Below are 12,257 nucleotides of genomic sequence, written 5' to 3' on the forward strand. Positions count from 1 at the left end.
CAGACCGCCCCGTCGACAGCAGGCTATGTCTTTGTGAACGCGTGCACAAAGATGGTGTCCGATTTGCCCGGCAGAAGTGACCGGGGTCACGCACCTTTCACGCCCTCGACGGGAACCGGCGCATACGCACCGGTGCTCCTTCGTTACTGGGGGCAAAACCGCACACTCTCCTCACGAATCCCGCCCCCGAGATCAGACCGCCGACGATCCTAAGCGACTTTCCGACCTCTTTGGACTAGTCGGTCAGTGCCCGGCGCAGCCGCTCCTCGTCCACGCGCCAGAAGGTGTGCTGTTCACCGTCGATCAGTACGACCGGGATCTGCTCCCAGTACTGGTCGTGGAGGGCCCGGTCCTCGGTGATGTCCTTGGGCTCCCAGGTCACACCGAGTTCTGCGCAGACCTTCTCGATCACCGTCTGCGCGTCGTCGCACAGGTGGCAGCCGGGCTTGCGGATCAGCGTGACGAGGCGCTCACGAGAGGCGGCGGACTCGGCCTTGCGCCGGAAAAGGGGACTCATACCGGCCATTCTCGCTCGCGGCGCGCCCGCTTCGGATCGGCTCCTTTACGACCCGGTCGTGGAGAGTTCACACGCATCCAACCTCGCGACTGACGGAACCACCGAACAAACTGGCTATGCTCACGACATGGCCGCTCTCGGATGGCTCACTCCCCGTAGGCGCTCCGCCACGGCGCGCAGCGTGTTGGCAGGCGAGGCCTCGGCGGAGGCTGCCCGCAAGTCCTCGCAACAAGCGCAGGAAACCCCGCAGGTCACCGAAGCGGAACCGGAGTTCCCGGTGATCGGCGACGACAAGGCGGCTGCCTTCTTCGACCTCGACAACACCGTCATGCAGGGCGCCGCGCTGTTCCACTTCGGCCGGGGCCTGTACAAGCGGAAGTTCTTCGAGACACGCGACCTCGCCAAGTTCGCCTGGCAGCAGGCGTGGTTCCGGCTGGCCGGCGTCGAGGACCCGGAGCACATGCAGGACGCCCGCGACTCGGCACTGTCGATCGTGAAGGGCCACCGCGTCGCCGAACTCGCATCGATCGGCGAGGAGATCTACGACGAGTACATGGCGGACCGCATCTGGCCCGGCACCCGCGCGCTGGCCCAGGCCCACCTGGACGCCGGCCAGAAGGTGTGGCTGGTCACGGCGGCCCCGGTGGAGATCGCGACGGTGATCGCCCGCCGCCTCGGCCTCACCGGCGCCCTCGGCACGGTGGCCGAGTCGGTGGACGGCATCTACACCGGCAAGCTGGTCGGCGAGCCGCTGCACGGCCCGGCGAAGGCGGAAGCGGTACGCGCCCTGGCCTCCGCGGAGGGGCTGGACCTGTCCCGCTGCGCGGCCTACAGCGACAGCCACAACGACATCCCGATGCTGTCCCTCGTCGGCCACCCCTACGCCATCAATCCCGACGCCAAGCTCCGCAGACACGCCCGCGAGAAGGACTGGCGGCTGCGGGACTACCGCACGGGCCGCAAGGCGGCGAAGGTCGGCATCCCGGCTGCGGCCGGCGTCGGCGCGGTCGCCGGTGGCACCGCGGCCGCGATCGCACTGAGCCGGCGTCGCCGATAGCACCCGCCCGCCCACGCACCCAGGGGCTGATCGCCGGGGGCGTGGACCGTCACCCGGCGCCGATCCCGCCCCGGTCGCTCGCGCCCACGCGGCGGAGCCGCACATCGATACCGCCCGTGTCCTGTCCGGGCGCCGTCCCGCCGCGCCCGGATTATGCCGCGGCCACGCCAACACGCGCCGTACCTCGCCGAAATCGGCCAGATTTCGGTCAACAAGCGATCAGCTTACGGCACTTGATAGGGCGTCAATCGGTAACAGAAGCGACGCAACCGATGATTTGAGCAACTCGGTGTAGCAGTGCCTGCACGAAGCGTTATTCTCCTCAGACGCAAACCGGTACCCCTCCGTCGCCACGACGGGTGAACGGTCCCGCACTGCACGTGATGGAAGCTCTGCCTCTGGGAGTCCCGTGTACCCACACGTCGGGGTTGACGCCTCGGGCCTGGCTACGCTGCGCGCAACGGTCGCAACGGTCAAAGAGACGCTGCGCGGCCTCGTCCCCACCGCGTACGCCGTCCCCGCCTTCGCCACCGGCGCGCCCGTCGGCCCGTGCTACGCCCTGGCCGAGGGCAGCGCCGCCGTCGGCAGACGAGGGCGCTCCACCGGCGGCGCCACCGCACGCCGCCCGGCCGCCGACAGCGACAGCGCCCGGATGATGGACCTGGTCGAGCGGGCCCAGGCGGGCGAGGCCGAGGCCTTCGGCCGGCTGTACGACCAGTACAGCGACACCGTGTACCGCTACATCTACTACCGCGTCGGCGGCCGAGCGACCGCCGAGGACCTGACGAGCGAGACCTTCCTGCGGGCCCTGCGCCGGATCGGCACCTTCACCTGGCAGGGCCGCGACTTCGGCGCCTGGCTGGTGACGATCGCCCGAAACCTCGTCGCCGACCACTTCAAGTCCAGCCGCTTCCGCCTGGAGGTCACCACCGGCGAGATGCTCGACGCCAACGAGGTCGAGCGCTCCCCGGAGGACTCCGTCCTCGAGTCGCTCTCCAACGCCGCGCTCCTCGAGGCGGTACGCCGGCTCAACCCGCAGCAGCAGGAGTGCGTGACGCTGCGCTTCCTCCAGGGCCTCTCGGTCGCCGAGACCGCCCGTGTCATGGGCAAGAACGAGGGCGCCATCAAGACCCTCCAGTACCGCGCCGTACGCACGCTCGCCCGCCTCCTGCCGGACGACGCCCGCTGAGACCGGCAACTCTCGGCAACACCCAACTCACGTTCCGTGAAAGCCGGTTGCCTTTCCGATCCGGTCATCGGTCGTCCGTAACCCAAGTGCCGCGCCAGTCGTTGTGCGGGATACAGGCTCCCTGTGGTCACGTCCTGGCCGACCTTGATCGCTCGATCGTGTGAACCGGTCGCGGGCGTGCAACCCTCAGGACCCCCTGGGGAGTCGACCGTCATGACGAGAGGAGGTGCCGCCAGTGATCGCGAACGTATCGGCGCACCGGCGGGCGAACGCCTTCGCCCAGGCCCTGGAGGAGCAGTCCGACCGGGACACGGCGGCCGAGCAGTCCGTACCCCCGGCGGGCTTCCCGCCGACCGTCGAGGACCAGAGCGAGCAGGGCGAACTGCTGGTCCTCGTCGCGGGCCTCGGCGCACTGCCCAAGCCGCAGCTCGACCCCGATGTCAAGGTCGTCCAGCGCGCCCAGCTGGTGGCCGCGATGGAGGCCATGCTCCAGGAGGGAACCGGGGCGGCGGACACGCCCGTACCGGAACAACGCTCCCACCGGGCCAAAGGCGCCCACCGGGCGAGTCCGCTGGGCAAGCTCCGCCCGCGGTCCCGGCTGACCAAGGGGCTCGCCGCGGGCGGGCTCAGCGTCGGCGTGGCCGCCGGGGCCTTCGGCGGAGTCGCCGCCGCGAGCTCCGACGCGCTGCCCGGCGACTCGCTGTACGGCCTCAAACGCAGCATCGAGGACTTCAAGCTCAACTACCTGGCCGACGGCGACGACCAGCGCGGCCAGACCTATCTCGACCAGGCCTCCACCCGGCTCAACGAGGCCCGCCGGCTGATGGAGCGCGGCCGCGGCGGCCACCTCGACCACGAGTCCATCGGCGAGATCCGCCGCACGCTCTCCGGCATGCAGCGCGACGTCACCGAGGGCCACCGCCTGCTCCACGAGGCCTACGAGGCCGATCCCGGCTCCCTCGGCCCCATCCAGGCACTGTCCGCCTTCTCCCGCTCCCACCGGGAGGCCTGGACCGCGCTGAGCGACAAACTGCCGGTCCAGCTCGGGGACGTCAAAGAGCAGGTGTCGTCGGTCTTCGACGCCATAGACCAGGAGGTCGCGCCGCTGCAGTCGCTGCTGCCGCAGTCGCCCGCCCAGGGCGGCGACGGCAAGCAGCAGGGCTCCGGCTCGGCAACCACCGGATCCACCGGCGGCCACCGGTCGGCGGCGCCCAGCTCGTCCGGCCACACCCCGTCGTCCGGCCGGCACACCAGCACCGGCGGCCCGAGCAGCTCGGCCACCGGCAGCAGCGGCGAGGGTCTGCTCGGCGGCGACACGGGCGGCCTGCTGGAGCCGCCGAAGACCGGCACGAACAGCAGCACCCCGTCCAGCAGCAAACCCCCGACGGCCGCCCCGGACGTCACCCTGCCCCCGCTCCTGCCCGGCCTCCTCCCGGGCCTGGGCATCGAAGGCGAGGACACGCACTAGCGCCGGTACTGCTGCGGCACCGGGGGCGCCCCACCCGAGCGGGACGCCCCCGGTGCCATACGGCCGGGAATCAGAAGAACACCGACCGCCGCTGCACCAGCAGCTTGTACAGCGTGTGCTGGATCTGCTCCCGCACCTGATCGGTCAGATTGAACATCAGCATCGGATCCTCGGCCGCCTCCGCCGGATACCCCTCCGTGGGAATCGGCTCCCCGAACTGGATCGTCCACTTCGTCGGCAGCGGAATCGCGCCCAGCGGCCCCAGCCACGGAAACGTCGGCGTCAGCGGGAAGTACGGAAATCCCAGCACCCGGGCCAGCGTCTTCGCGTTGCCGATCATCGGGTAGATCTCCTCCGCCCCGACGATCGAGCACGGAATGATCGGCGCGCCCTGGCGCAGCGCGGTCGACACGAAGCCGCCCCGCCCGAACCGCTGCAGCTTGTACCGCTCGCTGAAAGGTTTCCCGATGCCCTTGAAGCCCTCCGGCATCACACCGACCAGCTCGCCCTGGGCCAGCAGCCGCTCGGCGTCCTCCGCACAGGCCAGGGTGTGCCCCAGCTTGCGGGCCAGCTCGTTGACCACCGGCAGCACGAAGACCAAGTCCGCGGCCAGCAGCCTCAGATGACGGTCGGCCGGATGGTTATCGTGCACGGCGACCTGCATCATCAGCCCGTCCAGCGGCAGCGTCCCCGAGTGGTTGGCGACGATCAGCGCCCCACCCTCGGCCGGGATGTTCTCGATGCCCTTCACCTCGACCCGGAAGTACTTCTCGTACACCGGCCGCAGCAGCGACATCAGGACCTGGTCGGTCAGCTCCTCGTCGAAGCCGAAGTCGTCGACGTCGTAGTCCCCGGTCAGCCGGCGCCGCAGAAAGGCCAGCCCGGCCGCCACACGCCGCTCCAGGCCACCGCCCTGCCCGCCGGCGTCCGACTGCTCCAGGGACTCCTCCGGCTTCTCCTCGCGGCTCACAGGCCCATCTTCCCGCGCCCGGTCCCGCCCCGGCAGGGGCTGGACCTCACCCATCTCCCCGGCCTCGCCGAGGGTGCCACGCCGGCTGCCCGCGCCCCGGCGGCGCGCCGGGCGCTGTGCGGAGCTCCCGCGGGACCGGTCGTCGTCGAACGGAATGACCTTGGCGTCCGCCATCGTTGCTGCGCTCCTCAGTTGGCGCCGTCGGCACTGTCGGCGCTGTGGGTCGTGGGCCTGCCGCCGCTCCTCGCGGCCAGCGCGGCGATCCGGTCCACGGCCCCCGCGAGGGCCTCCGGCGGCACGAGCCCGGGGCCCTGGCCGCGCGCGAAGTCCGCGAACGTCTCCGCCGTCGTGTACCTGGGCGTGAAGCCCAGCGTCTCCCTCATCTGCACGGTGTCCACCACCCGTCCGTGCGTGAGCAGCCGGATCTGCTCCGGCGAGAAGTCCGTCATACCGAGCGTACGCACCAACGAGCCCGCCCACGTGACCGCGGGCAGCAGCAGGGGTACGGTCGGCCGCCCGAGCCGCCGCGAGCACTGCGAGAGCAGCAGCGCACCCTCCCCGGCGATGTTGAACGTGCCGCTGTTGAGGGTGCCCCGGCGCGGCTCGTGCGAGGCGATCCTGAGCACCTCGACGACGTCGTCCTCGTGCACGAACTGCAGCCGCGGGTCGTAGCCGAACACGGTGGGCAGCACGGGCAGCGCGAAGTAGGAGGCGAGCGGGGTCTCCGCGCCCGGCCCGAGGATGTTGGCGAACCGCAGCACGCACACGGCGACGTCCGGCCGGCGCCGGGCGAACCCGCGCACATACCCCTCGACCTCGACGGCGTCCTTGGCGAACCCGCCGCTCGGCAGCGACTTCGGCGGGGTCGTCTCGGTGAACACGGCCGGATCGCGCGGCGCCGAGCCGTACACGTTGGTGCTGGACTTCACCACCAGCCGCTTCACGGTCGGCGACTTCTGGCAGGCGCCGAGCAGCTGCATGGTGCCGATGACGTTGGTCTCCTTGACCGTGGCCCGGTTCCCGCTGCCCAGCGCGGTGCCCGTCACATCCATGTGGACGACCGTGTCGGCGCCGGTCTCGGCGAGCACCCGGGCGATCGTCGGCAGCCGGATGTCGGCCTGGATGAAGTCTGCCCCGCCCAGATGGTGCGCCGGCGCCAGCGCGTCCACGGCGATCACCCGGTCGACCTCCGGATCCCGCTGGATCCGCCGTACGAACCGGCCGCCCAGTTGCCGGGCCACTCCGGTGACGAGCACGACCTTCCCCAAGACCAGCGCCTTCCTTCTCGCGTCTCGCGTTACCCGTGTCCCGCGTCGCCCCGTGCGGCCAACTTAGCGGGTTGATGTTGCGCTGTGATGACCACCCGATGCACGAAGTGACGGAAATTCACTGTTCGGAATACGCCGGGTACCACCGTGCGGGTACCCCGGACATGCCTGTGGCCCCCCACCAGTAGCTGATGGGGGGCCACAGGGACACGCTCCAGCCGCGCCGCTTACTTCTTGTTGCGGCGCTGAACGCGCGTGCGCTTGAGCAGCTTGCGGTGCTTCTTCTTGGCCATCCGCTTGCGCCGCTTCTTGATAACAGAGCCCACGACTACCCTCGCTCACTTCTCATCACTCGGTTGTTTGGGCGCCATGGGCCCACACGACCTACGAGGGGCTAGCCTACCCAACCGAGCGCCCAGGTCGTAATCGAGGGGGTACCCCGGGGTCACCGGGGGGTTGCCGTCAGGCCGTCTCCACCCCCACATAGCTGTCCCGGAGGTACTCGTGTACCGCTTGCTCCGGGACGCGGAAGGACCGCCCCACCCGGATCGCGGGCAGATGACCGCTGTGCACCAGGCGGTACACGGTCATCTTCGACACTCGCATCACCGAGGCGACCTCCGCCACGGTAAGGAACTGAACCTCGTTCAGAGGCCTCTCGCCAGCTGCAGCCATGACACACCTGAACCTTCCGCACTCGACGGCCACCGGCTTCCCCTTCCGGTGACTCTTCGTCGTTGCGTGCTCACTCCCCAATGTAGGGGCGGGTGATGCAAGTGGGGAAGAGGTGCACCCATCGCAGGCCTACTGTGACAGACACGCTCGTTTGAGTACGTAGCGGGTGAGCGGACGGTAGTACTCGGACCGCACCGCGTCATCAACCGGAACGACGACGGACACGCGCCCCTCCGCCTCCCCCACGAACAGCGCCGGATCGTCGGTGTCGGCCAGACCGATGGCCTCCAACCCCAGCTGACCAGCGCCGCAGACCCAGCCGTGGTCCCCGACGACCAGCTCGGGCAGCGGCCCGCCGCACTCCGCGGCGGCCTCGAGCACGACCCGAACCGGCAGCGGCGAATGACAGTGCAGGCCCGGCTCACAACCGGGGCGCCCACCGTCGGTTTCCCGCACCAACCCGACACCTCGTGCGTAGTCCAGTGCGCACGTACGTAGGCCGAACCGGGTCAATATGTCGACACAGCGACCCTGCGCCGGAGTGAGCACGTCACACCCCGCCGCCGAGAGCGCGTCCGCCAAGCCTGCGTAGAACCCGAGCAGCCGCTGCGGATGCCCGGTCCCGAACAACACGGGCCCGCCGCGTCGCGCGACGTCGTGGATCCGCTCCGCGAAGGCGTCCAGCGCGGACAGTGTCCGCTCCGGATCGATCACATCCGGCCCCGAAGTGTGCCGAGGATCGGCCGAAACCCCGCACTTCTCCGCCATCAGGAGCAGTAGATCCCGCTGCCCCCACGGCCCTTCGGGGTCAATTCCGATCAGTACGCGCGGATCCCGGGCAGCGAACAGCCGATAGCTCCGCAGACTGTCCTCCCGGGAGGTCCCCACCTTCCCGGCAAGCCCGGCAGCCAGCAGATGGTCACGCAGGGCCCTGCTGGTCGTCATGGGTGCGATGGTGGCTCATCGTGGGCGGGGGCGGGACGGGAACAGGGGGAAGTGCGCACGGTTGGCGTAACGGCACCCGGTCCGGTCGACAGGGGCGGAAACGGGGGGGCGGCGCGGAGCCCCCTGGTCGGCTCAGGGCAGAAGCCCCCGCAGCGGAAACGCCGCGCGCCGCGTGGCCAGTACCGCCTGATCAAGCCGGTCCGCGGGGTCGTACCCCGACTCCCACGACGCCCAGCTCACCGGCCACCGCCCGTCCGTCATCCGCCGCGGCGCCGACTGCCGGGTCCGGGCGAACACCTCCTGCCGCCAGCCCTCGGGGATCATCGTCTCCGGCGCCACCGGCCGGCCCGCCGCGATCCCCACCAGATGCGTCCATGACCGCGGCACCACCTCCACCACCGCATAGCCGCCCCCACCGAGCGCGACCCACTTCCCCCCGGCGTACTCGTGCGCCATCTCGTGACACGCCACCTGCACGGCCCGCTGCGCGTCCAGCGACACCGCGAGATGCGCGAGCGGATCCTCGAAGTGCGTGTCGGCCCCGTGCTGCGTCACCAGCACCTGCGGCCGGAACTCCGCGAGCAACTCCGGCACCACCGCGTGAAACGCCCGCAGCCACCCCGCGTCCCCGGTCCCCGCCGGCAGCGCCACGTTCACCGCCGCGCCCTCCCCCGCACCGGCCCCGGTCTCCTGCGGCCACCCGGTCTGCGGGAACAAGGTACGGGGATGCTCGTGCAGCGAGATCGTCAGAACCCGCGGATCCTCCCAGAACGCCGCCTGCACCCCGTCCCCGTGATGCACGTCGACATCCACATAGGCGACCCGCTCCGCCCCCAGCTCCAGCAGCCGGGCGATGGCCAGCGAGGCGTCGTTGTACACACAGAACCCCGAAGCGCCTCCCGGCATCGCGTGATGCAGCCCACCCGCGAAGTTCACGGCGTGATCGACGTCCCCCCGCCACACCGACTCGGCGGCCCCCACCGACTGCCCCGCGATCAAGGCGGACACCTCGTGCATCCCCGCGAAGGCGGGATCGTCGAGGGTTCCGAGCCCGTACGTCACGTCCGCGGCCGCCGGATCGGCGGACGCGGCCTTCACGGCGTCGATGTAGTCCTCGCGGTGGACCAGCTGCAGGGTCGACTCGCCGGCCGGCTTGGCCGCGACGACCTCCAGCTCCCGGTCGAGCCCGAAGGCACCCACCAGCTTCCGGGTCAGTGCCAGCCGGACCGGATCCATCGGATGGTCCGGGCCGAAGTCATAGCCCGTTACTGCCTCGTCCCACATCAGCTGTGCGCGGCCGCTCATGCCCGCCACCGTATCGGTCCGGTTGAGCCGCGAACGACCTGGCGTACACCAACGTCACCAGCACCAACACCATCGGCACCAGCATGGCCCCCCGATAGCTCCAGGCGTCGCCCAGCGCCCCCACCAACGGCGAACCGACCAGAAACCCCACGTAATTGAAGATGTTCAGCCGTGCGACGGCCGCATCAGAGGCCCCTGGGAACAGCCGCCCCGCCGCCGCGAACGTCTGCGGCACCAGGACGCACAGCCCCAGACCCAACAGCGTGAACCCGAGCATCCCGAACCACGCCCCGGGCGCCGAGGCCACCACGGCGAAGCCACCGGCCGCCACCAGCGCCCCGAGCCGCACCACCGGCACGGCACCGAACCGCCGCACTCCGAAGTCCCCGATGGCCCGCCCCAGCAGCGTGGTCACCATGTACACGTTGTACGGCACCGTCGCCAGCTGCTCCGAGCTGCCCAGCACGTCCTTCAGATACTTCGCGCTCCAGTTGGAGACGGTCGAGTCCCCGATGTAGGCGAAGGTCATCACCAGACACAGCGGCAGCAGCAGCTTGAAGACGACACCCCCGCCCCCGCCCTGCCCCTGCTGCTCCCCCGGGAGCCCCGGCCCCCCGTCGACGTACCCCCGGCTAGCCACGAGCGTCGCCGGCAGCAGTACGGCCACCACCGGCAGATACGACACCCACAGCGCGAGATGCCAGTGCGCGCCGGCCCACGCCAGCGAGGCGCCCAGGATCCCGCCCAGGCTGTACGCGGCGTGGAAGCTGAGCATGATGCTGCGCCCGTACGACCGCTGCAGGCTCACCCCGAGCATGTTCATGGAGGCGTCCAACGCGCCCACGGCCAGCCCGAACGCGCCCAGCGCCACGGCCAGCTCCGCGATCCGCCCGCCCGCCCCGGCGCCCAGCAGCGCCAGCAGCACCACCGGCTGGGACCAGCGCAGCAACCGGCTGGGACGTATGCGCTTCACCAACTGCTCGGTGGTCACGCTGCCGACGCCGGCGAGGACCGGTACGGCGGCCAGGAAGACCGGCAGCAGCGCGTCGGAGACGCCGTACCGGTCCTGGATGGCCGGGATGCGCGTCACCAGCAGAGCGAAGGTGGCGCCCTGCGCGAAGAAGCTGAACGCCAGCGAGGCCCTACCGCGCCGCAGCACATCGGTCATGGCGGCGAGCGTAGGGCCCAGGGCTACCTGTGGGTAGATCCAGCCAAAGATGAATTTCCCTCAGCTTCACCGGCCACGGCTCAGGCAGCGGCGGCCAGTTCGGCCTGCTGGGCCTCCGCGGTCTTCACCTCGGCGCTGACCATGGCCTCCATGGGACCGGCGGCCAGCGGACCACAGAGCACCGTGCCCAGCACGATGGATCCGATCATGATGACCGAACCGAGCCACACCATGGTGTCCACCGGGATCGTGTACGCCCCGACGATCCGCGCGACACACTCCGCGAGCAGCACCCCGCCCCAGATCACGGAGAAGACCTTCTCCCTGCTCCGGAAGTCCCGGGACCCGGCCGCGGCCCCGGACATGAGCCGGTCCCATGCAGCTTCCCGGGCCGCGTCCCCCTTCACCATGAACGGCTTGAGACCCGCGGTCATCATCGGCTTCCCCAGCACCACGGAGACCAGGATCCCGATCCCGATCGTGCTGCTGATCCCGCTGTCCTTGGCGAGCATCAGCCGCGGGTCACCGGACACGAAGCTCAGCACCAGGCCCACGACGTTCACGATCAGGATGAGCATCGCCAGTCCGTTGGCCGTGCGCTCCTTCACCAGGCTCCACACGGTCCGCACCGCCGGCACCACGCTGCTCCAGGCGAGCGCGGCGATCGTGCTCGTCCCGAAGCCGTCCCTGAAGAGGTAGTACGACCCGAGCGGCACCGCCACGTCCACGAGCAGCGGCTTGAAGTTGTCCAGCACGCTCGGGTTCTGCTTCTGCTGCTCGGTCCGGCCGTGGGCCCCCGTGTTCTTCGTCATGCCCTCAGCTTCGCCGCCGCAGGGGGTCCGCCAGTAGAAACGTTCGTCCGGACGTCCGCATGACAATTGTCAGGCATCCGGCAATGGCTTCCGTCAAACCAGCAGGTCAGCCAACTCGCCCATGGAGGAGAAGAGTTGGTCGGCGCCCGCCAGCCTCGCCGCCGGCGTCATCGCGGTGAACCCGTAGACGGTCATCCCGGCCGCCACGGCCGCCTGTACGCCCAGCGGAGAGTCCTCCACGACCAGGCACCGCTCCGGTGTCACACCCATGCGCTGCGCGGCGTACAGGAAGAGGTCCGGCGCCGGCTTGCCCCGGCCGACGTCTTCGGAGCTGAAGACGCGCTCCTGAGAGAACCACCGGTCGAGCCCGGTCGTCCGGTGCCCGACCCGGATCCGCGCATGGCTCCCGGAGGAGGCCACGCAGTACGGCACCCCGTCCGCGGCCAGCTTTTCCAGAACCCCGTCCACGCCGGCCACGGGCCGCAACTCCCGCTCGAACGCGGCGAACACACGCGCGTGGAAGACGTCGTCGAAGTCGTCCGGCAGGCGCTGCCCGGTCCGCTCCAGCACCAGCTCATGGATGCGGTGCATCGCCGAACCCATGTAGTCCCGGATGGAGTCCTCGTACGCCGTCGGGTGCCCCAACTCGGTCAGATAGGCGGCCAGATGCCGATTGGAGATGGGCTCGCTGTCGACGAGCACTCCGTCGTTGTCGAAGATGATCAGGTCGTGGCGCATAGGACCGAGCATAAACGCAGAAAGGCCCACGCCTCATGGCGTGGGCCTTTCTCAAGAATTGTTCGGCGGTGTCCTACTCTCCCACAGGGTCCCCCCTGCAGTACCATCGGCGCTGTGAGGCTTAGCTTCCGGGTTCGGAATGTAA

13 protein-coding genes and 1 rRNA gene are annotated in these 12,257 nt (G+C 70.0%); 3 read left to right on the plus strand and 11 right to left on the minus strand.

Annotated elements, in window-relative coordinates; genetic code table 11:
- Positions 1–235 precede the first annotated feature (235 nt).
- The gene (locus ABZ919_RS38540) at positions 236–517 is read right to left on the minus strand and encodes a glutaredoxin family protein (protein WP_361258030.1); all 282 of its coding nucleotides are present in this window, start codon (positions 515–517) and stop codon (positions 236–238) included.
- Between the two features lie 127 nt (positions 518–644).
- Between ABZ919_RS38540 and ABZ919_RS38545 the strand changes: the two genes are divergently transcribed.
- The 3 genes from ABZ919_RS38545 (at position 645) to ABZ919_RS38555 (ending at position 4,231) form a co-directional block, all read left to right on the plus strand.
- Positions 645–1,574: an HAD-IB family hydrolase gene (locus tag ABZ919_RS38545; RefSeq protein ID WP_361258033.1), complete on the plus strand. Its 930-nt coding sequence runs from the start codon at positions 645–647 to the stop codon at positions 1,572–1,574.
- Positions 1,575–1,983: 409 nt separating this feature from the next.
- A complete protein-coding gene (locus tag ABZ919_RS38550) occupies positions 1,984–2,763 on the plus strand; it encodes an ECF subfamily RNA polymerase sigma factor, BldN family (RefSeq protein WP_361258036.1) in 780 nt (259 codons plus the stop codon).
- 235 nt (positions 2,764–2,998) lie between these two features.
- Complete coding sequence (locus ABZ919_RS38555; protein WP_361258039.1) at positions 2,999–4,231, plus strand: DUF5667 domain-containing protein; 1,233 nt, start codon at positions 2,999–3,001, stop codon at positions 4,229–4,231.
- 70 nt (positions 4,232–4,301) lie between these two features.
- On the opposite strand, the gene ABZ919_RS38560 is transcribed toward ABZ919_RS38555, so the two are convergent.
- From ABZ919_RS38560 to rrf, 10 genes are all read right to left on the minus strand, one after another.
- Positions 4,302–5,375 carry a lysophospholipid acyltransferase family protein gene (locus ABZ919_RS38560; RefSeq protein WP_361258042.1) on the minus strand — a complete coding sequence of 358 codons (1,074 nt, stop codon included), beginning with the start codon at positions 5,373–5,375 and terminating at the stop codon, positions 4,302–4,304.
- Positions 5,376–5,389: 14 nt separating this feature from the next.
- On the minus strand, positions 5,390–6,469 hold the full coding sequence (locus tag ABZ919_RS38565) for an NAD-dependent epimerase/dehydratase family protein (RefSeq protein ID WP_361258045.1): 1,080 nt from the start codon (positions 6,467–6,469) through the stop codon (positions 5,390–5,392).
- A gap of 227 nt (positions 6,470–6,696) precedes the next feature.
- On the minus strand, positions 6,697–6,795 hold the full coding sequence (locus ABZ919_RS38570) for an AURKAIP1/COX24 domain-containing protein (RefSeq protein WP_003948845.1): 99 nt from the start codon (positions 6,793–6,795) through the stop codon (positions 6,697–6,699).
- 136 nt (positions 6,796–6,931) lie between these two features.
- Positions 6,932–7,144 carry a helix-turn-helix domain-containing protein gene (locus tag ABZ919_RS38575; RefSeq protein ID WP_121791081.1) on the minus strand — a complete coding sequence of 71 codons (213 nt, stop codon included), beginning with the start codon at positions 7,142–7,144 and terminating at the stop codon, positions 6,932–6,934.
- Positions 7,145–7,273: 129 nt separating this feature from the next.
- Entirely contained in the window at positions 7,274–8,089 is an 816-nt protein-coding gene (locus ABZ919_RS38580) for a phosphatase (RefSeq protein ID WP_361258048.1), read from the minus strand.
- Between the two features lie 132 nt (positions 8,090–8,221).
- Positions 8,222–9,394 carry an acetoin utilization protein AcuC gene (locus ABZ919_RS38585; protein WP_361258050.1) on the minus strand — a complete coding sequence of 391 codons (1,173 nt, stop codon included), beginning with the start codon at positions 9,392–9,394 and terminating at the stop codon, positions 8,222–8,224.
- The gene (locus ABZ919_RS38590) at positions 9,345–10,562 is read right to left on the minus strand and encodes an MFS transporter (protein WP_361258053.1); all 1,218 of its coding nucleotides are present in this window, start codon (positions 10,560–10,562) and stop codon (positions 9,345–9,347) included. The genes ABZ919_RS38585 and ABZ919_RS38590 overlap by 50 nt, the downstream gene beginning before the upstream one ends.
- Before the next feature lie 80 nt (positions 10,563–10,642).
- Entirely contained in the window at positions 10,643–11,374 is a 732-nt protein-coding gene (locus ABZ919_RS38595) for a VC0807 family protein (protein WP_361258055.1), read from the minus strand.
- Positions 11,375–11,467: 93 nt separating this feature from the next.
- Positions 11,468–12,112 (minus strand): HAD family hydrolase, encoded by a 645-nt coding sequence (locus ABZ919_RS38600; RefSeq protein WP_361258058.1) that lies wholly within the window; start codon positions 12,110–12,112, stop codon positions 11,468–11,470.
- A 60-nt stretch (positions 12,113–12,172) separates the two neighbouring features.
- Positions 12,173–12,257, minus strand: a 5S ribosomal RNA gene (gene rrf, locus ABZ919_RS38605); the annotation flags it as partial.

The sequence above is a fragment of the Streptomyces sp. NPDC046759 genome, assembly GCF_040645475.1.
Classification (GTDB): domain Bacteria; phylum Actinomycetota; class Actinomycetes; order Streptomycetales; family Streptomycetaceae; genus Streptomyces.